The 14527-nt window shown below is 35.0% G+C and carries 14 protein-coding genes and 1 rRNA gene; 7 read left to right on the top strand and 8 right to left on the bottom strand.

From position 1 onward, the window contains the following. Nucleotides 1–2: 2 nt before the first annotated feature. Both CRV04_RS09005 and CRV04_RS09000 read left to right on the top strand, forming a co-directional pair. A complete protein-coding gene (locus CRV04_RS09005) occupies nucleotides 3–698 on the top strand; it encodes an ATP-binding cassette domain-containing protein (RefSeq protein ID WP_128996520.1) in 696 nt (231 codons plus the stop codon). A 4-nt stretch (nucleotides 699–702) separates the two neighbouring features. Further along, complete coding sequence (locus CRV04_RS09000) at nucleotides 703–2667, top strand: transglycosylase domain-containing protein (RefSeq protein WP_128996519.1); 1965 nt, start codon at nucleotides 703–705, stop codon at nucleotides 2665–2667. A gap of 201 nt (nucleotides 2668–2868) precedes the next feature. Here CRV04_RS09000 and glnA read toward each other — a convergent pair whose 3' ends face one another. From glnA to CRV04_RS08980, 4 genes are all read right to left on the bottom strand, one after another. Then, on the bottom strand, nucleotides 2869–4296 hold the full coding sequence (gene glnA / locus CRV04_RS08995; protein ID WP_128996518.1) for a type I glutamate--ammonia ligase: 1428 nt from the start codon (nucleotides 4294–4296) through the stop codon (nucleotides 2869–2871). Between the two features lie 124 nt (nucleotides 4297–4420). Then, nucleotides 4421–5203 (bottom strand): histidinol-phosphatase, encoded by a 783-nt coding sequence (locus tag CRV04_RS08990; RefSeq protein WP_128996517.1) that lies wholly within the window; start codon nucleotides 5201–5203, stop codon nucleotides 4421–4423. After that, nucleotides 5203–5646 carry a molybdopterin synthase catalytic subunit gene (locus tag CRV04_RS08985; RefSeq protein ID WP_128996516.1) on the bottom strand — a complete coding sequence of 148 codons (444 nt, stop codon included), beginning with the start codon at nucleotides 5644–5646 and terminating at the stop codon, nucleotides 5203–5205. Before CRV04_RS08985 ends, CRV04_RS08990 begins: the two co-directional genes overlap by 1 nt. A gap of 2 nt (nucleotides 5647–5648) precedes the next feature. Continuing rightward, nucleotides 5649–5870 (bottom strand): MoaD/ThiS family protein, encoded by a 222-nt coding sequence (locus tag CRV04_RS08980; RefSeq protein WP_128996515.1) that lies wholly within the window; start codon nucleotides 5868–5870, stop codon nucleotides 5649–5651. A gap of 66 nt (nucleotides 5871–5936) precedes the next feature. On the opposite strand from CRV04_RS08980, the gene CRV04_RS08975 reads away from it, so the two are divergent. Both CRV04_RS08975 and CRV04_RS08970 read left to right on the top strand, forming a co-directional pair. Continuing rightward, a complete protein-coding gene (locus tag CRV04_RS08975; RefSeq protein WP_128996514.1) occupies nucleotides 5937–6596 on the top strand; it encodes an MqnA/MqnD/SBP family protein in 660 nt (219 codons plus the stop codon). Continuing rightward, nucleotides 6596–7360, top strand: coding sequence for an undecaprenyl-diphosphate phosphatase (locus CRV04_RS08970; RefSeq protein ID WP_128996513.1), 765 nt, complete (start codon nucleotides 6596–6598; stop codon nucleotides 7358–7360). Before CRV04_RS08975 ends, CRV04_RS08970 begins: the two co-directional genes overlap by 1 nt. On the opposite strand, the gene CRV04_RS08965 is transcribed toward CRV04_RS08970, so the two are convergent. Together CRV04_RS08965 and CRV04_RS08960 are read right to left on the bottom strand one after the other, a co-directional pair. Continuing rightward, nucleotides 7346–8377 carry a UDP-N-acetylglucosamine--N-acetylmuramyl-(pentapeptide) pyrophosphoryl-undecaprenol N-acetylglucosamine transferase gene (locus CRV04_RS08965; protein WP_128996512.1) on the bottom strand — a complete coding sequence of 344 codons (1032 nt, stop codon included), beginning with the start codon at nucleotides 8375–8377 and terminating at the stop codon, nucleotides 7346–7348. The two genes, CRV04_RS08970 and CRV04_RS08965, sit on opposite strands and share 15 nt — an antisense overlap. Nucleotides 8378–8385: 8 nt before the next feature. Continuing rightward, the gene (locus CRV04_RS08960) at nucleotides 8386–9600 is read right to left on the bottom strand and encodes an FtsW/RodA/SpoVE family cell cycle protein (RefSeq protein WP_128996511.1); all 1215 of its coding nucleotides are present in this window, start codon (nucleotides 9598–9600) and stop codon (nucleotides 8386–8388) included. Nucleotides 9601–9629: 29 nt separating this feature from the next. On the opposite strand from CRV04_RS08960, the gene CRV04_RS08955 reads away from it, so the two are divergent. The 3 genes from CRV04_RS08955 (at nucleotide 9630) to CRV04_RS08945 (ending at nucleotide 12555) form a co-directional block, all read left to right on the top strand. Then, nucleotides 9630–11507: a peptidoglycan D,D-transpeptidase FtsI family protein gene (locus CRV04_RS08955; protein ID WP_128996510.1), complete on the top strand. Its 1878-nt coding sequence runs from the start codon at nucleotides 9630–9632 to the stop codon at nucleotides 11505–11507. Between the two features lie 84 nt (nucleotides 11508–11591). Beyond that, on the top strand, nucleotides 11592–12107 hold the full coding sequence (locus tag CRV04_RS08950) for a peptidylprolyl isomerase (RefSeq protein WP_128996509.1): 516 nt from the start codon (nucleotides 11592–11594) through the stop codon (nucleotides 12105–12107). Beyond that, on the top strand, nucleotides 12097–12555 hold the full coding sequence (locus tag CRV04_RS08945; protein ID WP_128996508.1) for a hypothetical protein: 459 nt from the start codon (nucleotides 12097–12099) through the stop codon (nucleotides 12553–12555). Before CRV04_RS08950 ends, CRV04_RS08945 begins: the two co-directional genes overlap by 11 nt. A 32-nt stretch (nucleotides 12556–12587) precedes the next feature. Here the strand turns inward: CRV04_RS08945 and CRV04_RS08940 are convergent, their stop codons facing one another. Continuing rightward, a complete protein-coding gene (locus CRV04_RS08940; protein ID WP_128996507.1) occupies nucleotides 12588–14138 on the bottom strand; it encodes a methyl-accepting chemotaxis protein in 1551 nt (516 codons plus the stop codon). A gap of 272 nt (nucleotides 14139–14410) precedes the next feature. Beyond that, nucleotides 14411–14526 (bottom strand): 5S ribosomal RNA (gene rrf, locus CRV04_RS08935). Between the last annotated feature and the right edge of the window lies 1 nt (nucleotide 14527).

Below are 14527 nucleotides of genomic sequence, written 5' to 3'. Positions count from 1 at the left end.
AGATGTCAAAACTTTCGATTAAGCGACTGCATATAGTCCATGAAACCACTGAATTGGTGGATATAAGTTTTGAAATAAAAGAAGCAACCGCACTTATAGGTCAAAGTGGAAGTGGGAAATCTCTTACGCTCAAAGCACTATTAGGCTTGCTTCCAAAAAGTTTAACTTCACATCTACAAATGGATGCTCCTTTTGATCTGCATAAAGAGAATTTGGGTTTTGTACCACAAAACCCTTTCACTTCACTCTCACCCATGACAAAAATCAAACAACAATTTTTTTGCTCACAAGAACGCAAATTGGAGTTGCTTTCATTGGTAGGATTAGAACCTTGGGTGTTGGAGCGTTTTCCTTCACAACTCAGTGGAGGACAACTTCAACGTGTTGTCATTGCCATTGCGTTGACCAATGATCCCAAGTTGTTGCTTTTAGATGAACCCACAACCGCACTGGATACAAACAGCAAGCAAACCATTATAGAACTGATTAAAAAAATACAAAAAGAACTGAACTTATATGTTTTATTTGTTACACATGATATAAACTCTATAATTGACATTTGCAAATACCTCATTATTATTAATCAAGGAAAAGTGGTTGAAATGGGACTTACTCAAGAGGTATTGAGTAATCCAAAAGATGAATACACACAACACCTTATTTCATCTGGATTTAACACACGAACGTTTAGGACATAACTACATGAAATATATTATTGGTTTTTTTACTGTTATTGGTTTAGCCCTTTTGGCATTTTTACTCTATTTATACTCTGAAATACGATTTGAAATCAATCAAATTGTGGATTATAACCCCAAACTCACCACACAATTTTTTGATAAAGATGGACAACTTGTTGCCAATATCTTTCAAAAAGAGCACCGTATTTATGTGAAATATGAAGACATTCCACCCAAAGTAATTGAGGCACTTATTGCCATTGAAGATACACAATTTTTTGAACATAACGGTGTCAATACCGATGCAATTTTACGAGCCATCATAAAAGATATCAAAGCACGAAAACTGGTTGAAGGAGCAAGTACGCTCACTCAACAACTCATCAAAAACATGCTTTTAACACGAGAGAAAAAGTTCACACGAAAACTCAAAGAGGTCTTACTCGCACTTCGACTTGAAACGATTCTTTCAAAAGAGGAGATTTTAGAGCGATACTTAAATCAAGTCTACTTTGGGCATGGTTATTATGGTATTCGTACGGCTTCTCTTGGTTACTTTAAAAAAGAGTTGTTTGAACTTAACTTAAAAGAGATTGCCATTTTAGTTGGACTTCCAAGAGCACCAAGTTTTTACTCACCAACCAAAAACCTCAAATTTGCACTGGTTCGAGCCAACCAAGTGGTTAACCGTCTGAAAACCTTGGGATGGATCAATGACCGTGAACATATGGAAGCAATCAGTTATGTCCCTGCTGTTTACGATGAAACATTGACACTCAATAAAGCCCCTTATGTGATTGATTATGCATTGAATGTATTAAGTAATGATATTCCTGACGTAAAATATGGTGGGTACAAAATCAATTTAACGATTGATTTAAAAGCACAAGAGATTGCCAGAAAATCGTTACAATATGGCTATGACAACATCAAAAAACGAGAAGAGTATTTCAAAAAAACAGAAGCTCTTCCTGAAGAGGAGTATGTTGATCATACTGCAACTCTCAATGGTGGCTTGATTACCATAGAGAATAAAACAGGAAAAATCTTAACGTTATTGGGTGGAGTGAATTATAAAGAGTCAAACTTTAACCGTGTGATTCAGTCTAAACGACAGCCTGGATCGGCGATTAAACCCTTTTTATATCAAACCGCATTGAACTTGGGATACTCACCTGCAACTAACTTAATTGATATCTCTCGTACTTACAGTTACACCAAAGATGATGAAGAGAAAAAATGGCAACCTAAAAACTATGAAGAGAACTACAAAGGACTCATTACACTTAGAGAAGCACTGTTGCACTCCAGAAACTTGGCCACCATTAACTTAGTCAATGATATTGGTATTGACATTGCGCATAAGAATCTCAGAGCTTTTGGTTTTGAAGATGTCCCCATGGATTTATCCATTACACTGGGGAGTCTCTCTATTTCACCATTTGAACTCAGTCGTGCGTATACCATGTTTTCAAACAATGGTATTCAAGTACAGCCCTATATTGTCAGTTCGATTGTGAATAAAAACAATCAAACCATTGTTTTCCAACCTCAAGAGAATTATATACAACCACCTGAACAAGCCTACTTAATCACCTCAATTTTACATGATACCGTGCAAAGAGGTACGGGGAAACTTGCAAAAGTAAAAGGTTTAGATATTGCAGGTAAAACCGGTACGACAAATAGCAACGTGGATGCATGGTTTTGTGGATACACACCAACACTTCAAACTGTTATTTGGTATGGAAATGATGACAATAAACCTATGAGAAAGAGTGAAACAGGTGGTCGAAGTGCAGGTACAGTCTTTGGGCATTTTTATCGACAATACTTACAAATTCACCCTGAAATCAAACGGAATTTTGAGATACCAGAAGGGGTGCATAAAAGTGTCATCAATGGTAAAACAGAGTATTTTACAGACACATCCAAACTGCCTGAACTTAAAATTGAAAAAGATTTAGGTTCTACGCGGGAGTTTTAAAAGAGAGTTTCTCTCTTTGGACTCTTGACTTTCCATAAATTCATTCCATTTATAATACCCTATTAATTGATACTTTAATTTTATACTACACATAACTTTTTTTCTAAAATTTTCTGATGATATATTTCATAAGTTCAAAATTTTAGATATAAAAAAAGCCCACCTTATATAAGGTGGGCTTTTTAAATTATAATCAGCTGACTAGCAAGAGTAAGTTGATTTAAATTCGAATGCAGTTGGTCGAGCTTCGTCTGGCCAAACTTGAGTTTCGAATTTGTAGTGTTGGTAAGTATCAATCATATCTTGAGTGAATACTGGTTTTAAGAAGTCGTTATCTCTGATAAGTGCTTCTAATGAACCTCTTAATGTGTGAGGCATTTGAGGGATTTTTCTCTCTCTGATTTCATCTAATGGCATTTCAAATAAATCTTCATCCATTGGACCAATTGGTTCAATTTTGTTAGCAATACCATCAAGCCCCGCCATCATCATAGCAGCAAATGCTAAGTATGGACAAGAAGTTGAATCTGGGAATCTCATCTCAATTCTTGTTGCTTTTTCACCCGCTCCATAAGGAACTCGACAAGAAGCCGATCTGTTTTGAGAAGAGTACGTTAAGATTGAAGGAGCTTCAAATCCTGGAATTAATCTTTTGTAAGAGTTCGTTGAAGGGTTAGTAAACGCAGCAACTGCTCTAGCGTGTTTGAAAATACCACCCACATAGTGTCTAGCAGTATCAGAAAGGTTACCATACTCACCCTCTTTGTAGAATAAGTTTTTACCCTCTTTCCAGATTGATTGGTGTACGTGCATACCGTTTCCGTTATCACCAAATAAAGGTTTTGGCATAAATGTAGCTGTTTTACCATTTAAGTGAGCTACCATTTTTACAACATATTTATATTTTTGAACATTATCTGCTGCACCAATGATGTCTGAGAATACTACTCCAATTTCACCTTGTGCTTGAGCAACTTCGTGGTGTCCTAAAACAACTTCTAAACCTACTTGCTCCAATACTTGCATCATTTCAGCTCTTAAGTCAACCATTGAATCTGTTGGTTGAACTGGGAAATAACCACCTTTAGTTCTAGGTCTGTGTCCAACATTTCCTACTTCATAATCAGTGTTGTCTGACCATTCACCCTCATCAGAATCAACTCTGTAGTATGATTCATTGATTGAGTCAACAATTTTAACATCATCAAAAATAAAGAATTCATTTTCTGGCCCAAAGTAAGCAGCGTCACCCACACCAGACTCAGATAAGTGTTGTAATGCTTTTTTAGCAATAGATCGTGGACATTTCTCATACATTTGACCTTTGTAGATGTCATAAACATCACAAAATACAACAATGGTTGAATCAGCAGTAAATGGATCTAAGAATGCAGTCTCTACATCTGGCTTTAAAATCATATCAGATTTATTAATTGGTTGCCATGCATCTACAGAAGAACCGTCAAATGGCATACCATTTGTTAAGTTTTCTTCATTTACAGCACTCATCATATAAGTCAAGTGGTGCCACATACCTTTCATATCTGTAAATCTTAAATCTACAAATTTTACTTCGTTTTCTTCACAATATTTGAAAAATTCTTCAGTATTGTTAACAAATTTACCCATGGTAATATCTCCTATAAAGTTGTTTGGATGATTATATCAAAACAAACATAAAGAATTTCCTAAATTATGTATAAAATTTATACAGTTTTTCAGAATTTTTATTTTTGTTTCAAATTTAAACTGTTTAAAAAATAAACAATTCTCTGTCACGGTTTTTAAACCGCATCGCTTTAGTATATCCTACAGCTTGGGCTAATGCTTTAGCCTCTTCATATTTAAAGCCTACTTGTGCAATTTCATGAGCATCTGAACCAAAAGTAATAGCAATATCCAGCTCAAAACATGCTTCTAAAAGCTCTTTGGAAGGGTAGGTTTCCCCAATTGGTTTTCGTAAACCAGCAGGGTTTATCTCTACGACCATATTGGCATTTTTTATGGCTTTAAGAGCACCGTTTGCAATACTTTTAATCTCTTTTTTAGGCATGAACTTAAATATTTTAATTAAATCTAAATGCCCTACGATATCAAAGAGATTGGCTTTTGCCATTGCTTCAATGGTATTAAAATACTCTTGCCAAATGGTATCAATATCTCTGTTTTCATAACTTCCTATAAACTCAGGATTATCAAAGCCCCAACCATCTAAAAAGTGTACCGAACCAATCAGATAATCAACTTTGGCTTTGAGTATTTCATCGAGCATTGGAACGTTTTGCATAAAATCAACTTCATATGCCAATAAAATCTCAATATCATTTGAGAACATCTCTTGAAGTCGTTTTACTTCAGTTTCATACTCTGCTTTTTTCTCTAATGGCAATCGGTAGTGTTGATCAAAATCCATTGGGGCATGTTCAGAAAAACCAAAAACATCAATCCCTTTTTCAATTGCTTTTTCAACATACACTTGCATACTTCCATTGGCATGGTTACAAAAATGAGTGTGGTTATGCAAATCAACACGCATCAGTTTAAAATCCCTGCACCATTTATTTTTGTACTTCTATCAAGTGCATACTCTCTTTTTCCATTGATAATATCATACTTCCAAATAGGCGCACTTTGTTTAAAATCTTCTACAAACTCATCAATCATTTCAAGTGCTACTCTTCGTTTTGGGGAACACACTGCTGCAATGTATGAGCTCTCATGATTCAATACATCCCCTTTTGAGTGAGCCATAAGCACAATGGCATTTTGTGCATTGGCTTTCTCTTGCCAGGCATTAAACCAGTTATTTAAAATAGGTTCATAGATATCAAATGAAAGACCATCAATTCCATCTTCGTCTCGTACCACACCTACAAAAGTAATAATAGCACCATAATTAGAGAGTTTAAATTCATTGTACCAAGCATTGGTAATCTCTTCAACAGGTAGACTTCCATCAAAAAGTTCTAATTTGTTCATTCTCATCCACCGCATACAGGAGGAAGAAGTGAAATCTTATCTCCATCATTCAGACTCATATCTTTAGATGAAACCAGCGTATCATTCACTGCAACAGCACATTTATCTAACCATTCAACGACGTCATTGTCTTCTTTTAACAGTTCACTTAATTGCGAGAGGTTTGAAATATCCAATGTTAATTTTTCTTTATTAATCGGTCCAAGAAACTCTACTTCAACCATTTTAACCCCTTATTTACTAAATTTTTACTATTATATCCAAAATAATTTTAGTTTTAGGAATCATAAATGAACTTTGCCAAAATCGATTTTATCAATCTTCTTCCCGTTCATATTTTTTTAAAAAAGAGTATAAAATCAAATCAGCTTAAAGCCATCATCGAATATCAAAAATCGTATCCTTCAGCCATTAACAAACGATTTAAACAAAGAAAAGTACATTCTGCATTTATTTCATCGATTGCTTCACGAACTGAAAAAGCTTTAGACTTAGGAATCATTGCACGAAGCAACGTACGTTCTGTACTGCTTGTACCAGGGGAATACACAAAAGATTATCAAAGTGATACTTCCAATGCTTTAGCAAAGGTTTTAAACCTCGAAGGTCAAGTCATTATCGGAGATAAAGCCTTGAAGTTTTACCATGAAAATGATAAAGAGAGTTTTATTGACTTAGCCAAAGCGTGGCAAGACAAATATAACCTTCCATTTGTTTTTGCACGTCTTTGTTACAACAAACATGGAAAACTGTTATATAAAGTAATGAAACCATTTAAAAAACGTTTCATCAAAATCCCACAGTATATCCTAGAGCATTATTCACAACGTTCAGGTGTATCGAAACAACATATTTTAGAGTATTTAAAAATGATTGACTATGATATTGGTTATAAAGAGAAACGTGCACTCAAACGATTTTTTCAACTGACTAAAAAAAGAGGATTATAATGACCATATCTGATTCAATTATATTAGGAGTCATCGAAGGCTTCACAGAATTTTTGCCTATTTCATCAACGGGGCATTTAATCGTTGCCAGCGAGTTTTTAAACCTCGAACAAACATCTGTGAATAAAGCCTTTGAAGTCATCATTCAATTTGCAGCTATTTTAGCTGTTATTTTAAACTATCCCAGTAAATTCACTCTAAAACATATTGAATTGTGGAAAAAACTAATCCTTGCATTTATTCCAATTGGAGCAGTTGGGTTTCTTTTCTCTTCACAAATCAAGATGCTCTTTAGTGTTGAAGTGGTTGCAACGATGTTTATTATTGGGGGAATCATCTTTTTAATTGCTGAACGCTACTATAAACCGCAAGAGCATTTTATTGATGATGTTGAAAATGTTTCATACAAACAAGCACTTTTGATTGGTTTGGCTCAAATAGCCGCACTCATCCCTGGAACAAGCCGAGCAGGTGCAACCATTCTTGGAGCGATGTTTGTAGGACTTACAAGAAAAGCAAGTGCAGAGTTCTCATTTCTTTTAGCCTTCCCCGTCATGTGTGCAACCACAGGCTATGATTTACTGAAACACTACAATGACTTTACACACACAAACCTAATGGTTTTAGCAATGGGATTTGTCATTTCATTTATTGTAGCGTATTTGACCATCAAACTTTTTTTAAAGTTTTTAGAGAACTTTACATTTGTGGCCTTTGGTATTTATAGAATTTTGTTTGGTTTGTTGCTCTTAGTGATCCTCTAAAATGCAATCAAGCATGAGTTTAATAGAATCACTCATAATAGAATTCACCAAACGTTTTGACATCTCATAATTGTCTTGTTGGATGCACTCAAAAAAATACTCTTGACTCAATTGACTCTCACGTTTCATATAGGCCATATTTTTCTCAACCAAAAAAAGAGCATTGGTGTATTGATGATCTTGTGCGGCATGTGGGAAAGGAATAAAAAGTGTCGGTAAGGCATTGGCTGCAAGTTCCCATAAAGTTGAGGCTCCTGCTCGACTCACTGCAAAATCAGCTTTACTCATTTTATTTTCAATGTCCATACAAAAATCAAAAACATCTGCTTCTATTCCCAGTTTTTGATACTTCTCTTTAATACGTTGAAAATCTGCTCGTCCCGTTTGATGAATGATTTTAATGCCCATAATATGAAGTTTTTCAGCGACACTCAATGCAAAGTTATTGATTGATTTTGCCCCTTGAGAACCACCTAAAAAGATCACTGCTCGAGTAGCACTTCGAACACGAGCGTTATCAAAGAATTTGTTATCTACTGGGTAATCTTTAACTTTTGATTTTGCATCATATGAAGAGAACAGCTCAGTTGCAAAAAAAGAGGTGAGTTGATTGAGTTTTCCCATTTTAGAGTTTTGTTCATGAATATAGAGTTTACAGCCGCTTGTCATAATGGCAGCAAACGTTGCAGGAGCAGCAGAATATCCTCCAACTGAGATGACCTTATTAATATTTTTATCTTCAAACATGTCGTTACATTCAAAAGAGAGTCTGATGATATTGATTAAAGATTTGATTTTCCCAAAAAATCCTTTGTTCACAACACCATACGAATCTAAAAAGATGGCTTTTTTCAGTTTTCGGTTGTGTGGACCAAACCACTCTTTATCTTGCCCATTTTTTGAGCCAATATAAGTCGCTTTCAAGCCTCTTTCATACAGTTCATTAATAAATGCTTCTGCTACTTTTAAATGTCCGCCTGTTCCACCACCCGTGATGACAATATTATCTATTTTCATGTAATCCCTTATTTTAGATTCACTGTTCGACTGATGGATAACACCAATCCCACGGCTATGGATACACTTAATAGCGCACTTCCCCCATAACTTAAAAAGGGTACAGCAATCCCTTTAATTGGAATCATACCCGATATTCCATATGAGTTGATTAAAAATGAAAATATAATCATTAAGCCTATTCCCAAGGTAAACAGATGATCAATTTGATTGGTACAACGTCTGCTGATACGTAAAATTCGAAACACCACAAAACCGATGAGTGAAACAATCAAAGCAAACCCAATAAAACCTAACTCTTCCGTGATACCTGCTAATACAAAGTCCGTGTGTACTTCTGATAAAAAACCCAATTTAATCGAACCTTCCCCCAAACCTGTACCACTTAACCCCCCATTGTAAATGGCATTGAGTGAATGCGAAACTTGGTATGGTTCAGGAAACTCTTTGATACGTAACTCATTGGCAATGGCGGTGGGTAAAAAGGATAAAATACTGTCTTGCACCATACTCCACCAACTTTGTATTCGAACAATTCTGTGAGGTGCTGCTAAAATCAAACCCACAAAAGCAATGATACCTGCAAACCCTAAAGAGAGGAAAAACTTCATACTTCGATTGGCAAACATCAATAGAATAAATAAAATCGCCCCCATCAGTACCACTTGCCCCAAATCTTTTTGCATAAATGCCACAATGAATACCACCACTAAAAATGCTCCAAAATATGGAAGTACGAGCAACATCTCATCTTTCCACTTCATTTTTGTAGGTTGGTCATACACACGACGGTTAAAACTCCAAGCTAAAAAATAGATAAACCCTATTTTAAAAAACTCTACGGGAGAAAGAGAGAAACCAGGCAGTCGTATCCAACGATTTGCTCCACCTGAAGCAGTTACTAAAGAACTTGGCAGAAATGGCATGATAATCATAATTAAGAAAAAAAGTATGAAAAATGCCATACTAATCGGCTTTACCCATTTGGTTGGGTCAAACTGTGCCATGATCCACATGATCAATATAGAGAGCAATCCCACAAATGCTTGACGCAAGAAAAAATGAAAATTGCTGTAATCAAAATAAATTACCGTATACACAGAAAGTGAATAAGAAAAAAGTATGCTAATTAGGATTAAAATAGAAGCTGCTATAAACAAATAGTAATCGGGTTGTAACAGCGTGGTTGTTTTTGATTTAATACTTTTTTTGGTAGAATTCATTTGCTTATTATATTATATTATGGATAAATATGTCTTCAAATCAAACAAATAATTTAGAAAATATCACGAAAACAAAAAAAATAGCCATTCTCTTTTTCTTTCTCATTTTTTTACTTGTTTTACTCATTATTTCAGTCTTTAACTCCACTAAAAAACAGCGACGCCTACCCTCATTGGAGACCACAAAAAAAGAGTTGGCCGTACGTGGCGATATTATCAGCAGTGATAATTTTAAAATCGCTTCATCTAAAAAGCTCTATAAGGCCTCTATTGATACACGATTTTTAAATGAAGATAAAAAAGAACTCTTTATTAATCTCTTTTCTATTTACAGCGATATTCCAAAAGCCAAAATTAAAAAGAAGGTTTACGACTCCTTAAAACACCCTGGCAGTTTGGTATTGTCATATAACATTGATTCACGATCTGCAAAAAATCTTAAAGAGCTCAGCTATAAACTTCGACGACTGGATGTCTTTAAAGCCATCAAAATCAATGGCAATAAAATCCTTCAAGGTTTAGATATCATCGAAAGTGGTGAAAAACGTATCAACTCATACCAAAACTCATTAACACCTGTTGTGGGATATATCAGAAAATATGAAAGCAACAATGAGAAAACAAGAGTAACTGGGATAAAAGGTTTAGAGAGCAGCTACAATGCCATTTTAAACAGTTCAAAAGATGGCATTCTAAAAGGAGAACGTGATGTGCTTTCTTACATCTCTTTTAATAAAAATTCTATCATTAAAAACAGAGAAGATGGTGCTTCCATTGTATTAAATATCCCTTTAAAACTGCAAAAAACCATTGAAATGCAACTTGATTATTATAAAGAAAAATTCACTGCCGATGAGATTATGGTATCGATTATGGAGAGTGACACCGGTAAAATTTTAAGCTTGGCCACATCCAATCGATTCAATCCAGAAGACATTAAAAAAGAGGAGATTCCTTACTTAAAAGTCAATGCTGTTGAGTACGCATTTGAGCCAGGTTCGATCATTAAACCTGTTGCCTTAGCGATGGTCTTGGATAAAGATCGTGCAAAAAAGAATGAACTTCTTTTTGCTTTTAACAAAGGAAGCAAAAACTCAAAAGGAGAGTTCCCCCGTGGGCGATACAAACTGGGGAGATACTCGATTAAAGATGATCACCGCTTTACGAAAAATTATCTGACACTCGATGATGTGATTGTCTATTCAAGCAACATTGGAATTTTACAACTCGTGCAACGTCTCTCAGGAGAAGAGTTTTCTGATGGCATGAAGTCTTTTGGATTTACTGAAAAAACAGGGATTGATTTGACCAATGAAAAAACAGGCTATATTCCTGAAGTCTACAAATTTAAAGCAGGTGAAGATAAGCAAGAGGACAACGTCTTTAAAGCCACGGTCTCTTATGGTCAAGGGATGACCTCTACTTTCATGCAAGCTATAAGAGCCTACAGTGTCTTTAACAACCAAGGAAACATGACTACTCCTAAACTGGTCTCACATGTTTTAACATCAGATAATGAAAAACTTTTTTTCAATCCTCAACCTACAAAACGCGTCATCTCTGAAAAAACTGCTAAAACCATTAAGCGTATGCTCATTCAAACGGTGAAAGAAGGTACGGGAGAAAATGCTGCTGTAGCTGGCTTAGAAATTGGTGGGAAAACAGGAACAGCACAAATTGCCGATAAGGGACGTTATCAAAAAAAATATATCTCCTCTTTCTTTGGTTTTGCCAATGATAAAGAGCACAAATACACTATTGGTGTAACCGTTGTCAACCCCAGTGCCAGTGGAAAATATTGGTACTACTTATACGCTTCTCAATCTGCGGTTCCTGTATTTAAAAAAGTGATTGAAAGCTTAGTTAAACTCGATTACCTCAAACCCCAACTTGATGAGCATCAATAAAAAATCACATATAATGGTGTATTATAAAAAAGTATTAATAGAAAATATGTATAATTCCACCAAGAAAATACAAAAGGAATTAAAATGTTTGGATTTAAAAAAGAGTTAAAAGAGTATAACTTACCCTCTGAAGAGCTCAATAGATTTCAATATGCAAAAATTACAACTGAAAATGGAACCATTTGGATTAAACTCTTTCCAGAGTCAACCCCCATTGCTGTTTCAAACTTTGCAACATTAGCAAAAGATGGTTTTTATGATGGCTTAAAATTTCACCGAGTTATTGCTGGGTTTATGGCACAAGGTGGATGTCCAGATGGTACAGGTATGGGTGGGCCAGGTTGGTCAATTGCTTGTGAAACCAATGCCGACAAACAAGTGCATAACAGAGGAAGCCTCTCTATGGCTCATGCAGGACCAAACACAGGTGGAAGCCAATTCTTTATCTGTTTTGTACCAACGCCACACTTAGATGGTCACCACACAGTATTTGGTGGTATAGAAGAGGATGACAAAGAGAGTTTTATTGCATTAGATGCCATTGCACAAAACGACAAAATCGTCTCTATTGAAATTTTAGAAACAAGAGATGACAACTAACTTACTTCTTTTTATTCATATCATCGCTGCTGCCACTTGGGTTGGTGGCAGCATGTTGTTGTTTGGTATGGGAATATATTTTAAAGATCCAAAAATCCAAAAAACCATTTATACACACATTGGTCCTTTTTATGGTTATTTCCAACTTATCTGGATAACATTACTTCTCATTACTGGACTTTTACTACTTACACAACACGGTATCTCTTCTGTTTTATTCAATGAGGCATTTATACAAAGTGATTTGGGCATGCTTTTGTATCAAAAACTCTTTTTGGTTGTTATTGTTATTATTGCAACCATTGTTCACATGTTTATTGCTTTAAAAAGGCACAATCAAGAACGCACACAAAAAGAGAAAATCATTTCACGCATTTCATCGATGCTGATTTTTATTCTAAATTTTTTTATCATTTGGTATGCAATAAATATTGCTGACTATTTTTAAGATATGAACTATTTGCCATAATGGCAAATAGTTTATTTAAGTTTTTTAAGTATTTCAATAAGCTCAGAGGAGACTTCAATCAAAGTTTCTGTTGCTGTGGCTGTCTCGCGAGATTGAACCCCACTCTCTTCAGCACTGTTTGAAACATCTTTCATTGTATTGGTGATTTCATTCACCCCTTGACTTGTCTCCAATGCAGTACTGGCCAAATCATTCGAGATATTTTGTTGTTCCTCTATAGAACTTGAAATTTGTCCTGACATGGTTGTAATTTCTGCAATCGTGCTGTCAATTTTATTGATTGAACCCAATGAATCTTTCACCAATGATTGAATAAGTTCAATTGCGGCTGTGATCTGTTTGGCTGCTTCATCTGATCGTGTTGCAAGATTTCGAACCTCTTGTGCAACCACAGCAAACCCTTTTCCAGCTTCACCTGCTGTGGCTGCTTCCACCGCTGCATTCAGCGATAAAATATTGGTTTGAAATGCAATTTGCGTGATCACATTAATGGTATCACCAATCTTTTCTGATTCATTATTCAATCTGGTCATCGCTTCAGTTGTAATTTGTGATTGTTCTTGAGCCTCTTTGGCTACTTTTTCACCTTGTGAGGAAGCAGATGCAATACTGCCAATAGAACTCACCATGGCTTCAATTTTTTCAGATAATGCAGAAACCGCTTCATTCATCTGCGTAATTGAAACAGTGATTTCTTGAGAACCATGCATGGTTACTTCTGCCCCTTTGGACATTGAAGTTGATGCCGTTGATAAATTATCCAATGATTGCGTAAGTGTGTGCACTTTCTTATCAATATCAAAAATCAAGTTTTTTCGTTCTGTAATATCCGTTGCATATTTCACAACTTTAAAGGGTTTATTGTCAATATCAAAAATAGGATTATACGTTGCTTGTATCCAAACTCTCTCGCCATTTTTTCCTAAACGTAAATATTCTCCTGAATCAAACTCACCACGATTTAATTTTTTCCAAAACTCTTTGTACTCATTTGAATTGACATACGTATTTTCACAAAAAATTTGATGATGTTTTCCCATCACATCTTTAAGTTCATAATGCAAGGTATTTAAAAAATTATCATTGGCTGTAATAATCGTACCATCCATATTAAATTCAATGACTGCTTGAGATTTACTGATCGCTTGAAGTTGGCCTTCATAATCAAGTGATTCTAACTTCTTTTCAGTAATATCTTGTGCAAATTTCACAACTTTTATTACTTTACCACTGCTGTTTTTTATTGGAATATACGAAGCTTGAATATAAATGGATTTACCATCTTTACGGATTCTACGAAATTCAGATGTATTTGTCTGACCTTTGTTTAATGAAGTCCAAAACTCTTCATACTCTTGTGTATTCACATATGTTTTATCGCAAAATATACGATGATGTTGACCAACAAATTCACTTTTATTGTCATATCCTAAAGCTTCAACAAAATTTTGATTAGCATCTAATATCGTACCACTGTTTGAAAATGAAATCACAGCATAATTCATATCTAATGCATGTAATTTTGCTTCATCTTCCTGATTATTCTTTTTAAACCAACTCATAAACGAACTCTCCTAAATAGTCTCTATAAACAATTATTATATTATAATATTTACGCTTCTCAGGTGAATTGTCTCATAATTTTTAGAATATGTATATGATGTGACTTTTAAATAACTAATATATGTTAAAAATAATAAAATTGATGTTGTAATGAAAGAAAAGAGAGATAAAAAAGGCCTAGGGTTAAACATCTGATGATGTCTAAAACTAAGCCTGTAAATAAAATTTGTCCCTGAAAAAGATGCAAATCTTTTTTAGCACAAATACTCAAAGCTGGCAGCGGCTTACGTTTCCACACCTGAAAGGTGCAGTATTATCAGCGATGAAGTGCTTGACTTCCAGGTTCGGAATGGAGCTGGGTATTTCCACTTCTCTATAGCCACCAGCA

The organism is Candidatus Marinarcus aquaticus (assembly GCF_004116335.1).
GTDB lineage: Bacteria > Campylobacterota > Campylobacteria > Campylobacterales > Arcobacteraceae > Marinarcus > Marinarcus aquaticus.
The sequence above is the reverse complement of the archived record's forward strand: the minus strand, read 5'-3'. Positions and strand labels throughout refer to the sequence as shown.

Bases quoted from the DNA above. Each gene is read 5' to 3' on its own strand.
- CRV04_RS08950 (WP_128996509.1), top strand. From the start codon at position 11,592: ATGTTTGGATTTAAAAAAGAGTTAAAAGAGTATAACTTACCCTCTGAA.
- CRV04_RS08955 (WP_128996510.1), top strand. From the start codon at position 9,630: ATGTCTTCAAATCAAACAAATAATTTAGAAAATATCACGAAAACAAAA.
- CRV04_RS08945 (WP_128996508.1), top strand. From the start codon at position 12,097: ATGACAACTAACTTACTTCTTTTTATTCATATCATCGCTGCTGCCACT.
- CRV04_RS08985 (WP_128996516.1), bottom strand. From the start codon at position 5,646: ATGAACAAATTAGAACTTTTTGATGGAAGTCTACCTGTTGAAGAGATT.
- glnA (WP_128996518.1), bottom strand. From the start codon at position 4,296: ATGGGTAAATTTGTTAACAATACTGAAGAATTTTTCAAATATTGTGAA.
- CRV04_RS08980 (WP_128996515.1), bottom strand. From the start codon at position 5,870: ATGGTTGAAGTAGAGTTTCTTGGACCGATTAATAAAGAAAAATTAACA.
- CRV04_RS08990 (WP_128996517.1), bottom strand. From the start codon at position 5,203: ATGCGTGTTGATTTGCATAACCACACTCATTTTTGTAACCATGCCAAT.
- CRV04_RS08970 (WP_128996513.1), top strand. From the start codon at position 6,596: ATGACCATATCTGATTCAATTATATTAGGAGTCATCGAAGGCTTCACA.
- CRV04_RS09005 (WP_128996520.1), top strand. From the start codon at position 3: ATGTCAAAACTTTCGATTAAGCGACTGCATATAGTCCATGAAACCACT.
- CRV04_RS08975 (WP_128996514.1), top strand. From the start codon at position 5,937: ATGAACTTTGCCAAAATCGATTTTATCAATCTTCTTCCCGTTCATATT.
- CRV04_RS09000 (WP_128996519.1), top strand. From the start codon at position 703: ATGAAATATATTATTGGTTTTTTTACTGTTATTGGTTTAGCCCTTTTG.
- CRV04_RS08940 (WP_128996507.1), bottom strand. From the start codon at position 14,138: ATGAGTTGGTTTAAAAAGAATAATCAGGAAGATGAAGCAAAATTACAT.
- CRV04_RS08965 (WP_128996512.1), bottom strand. From the start codon at position 8,377: ATGAAAATAGATAATATTGTCATCACGGGTGGTGGAACAGGCGGACAT.
- CRV04_RS08960 (WP_128996511.1), bottom strand. From the start codon at position 9,600: ATGAATTCTACCAAAAAAAGTATTAAATCAAAAACAACCACGCTGTTA.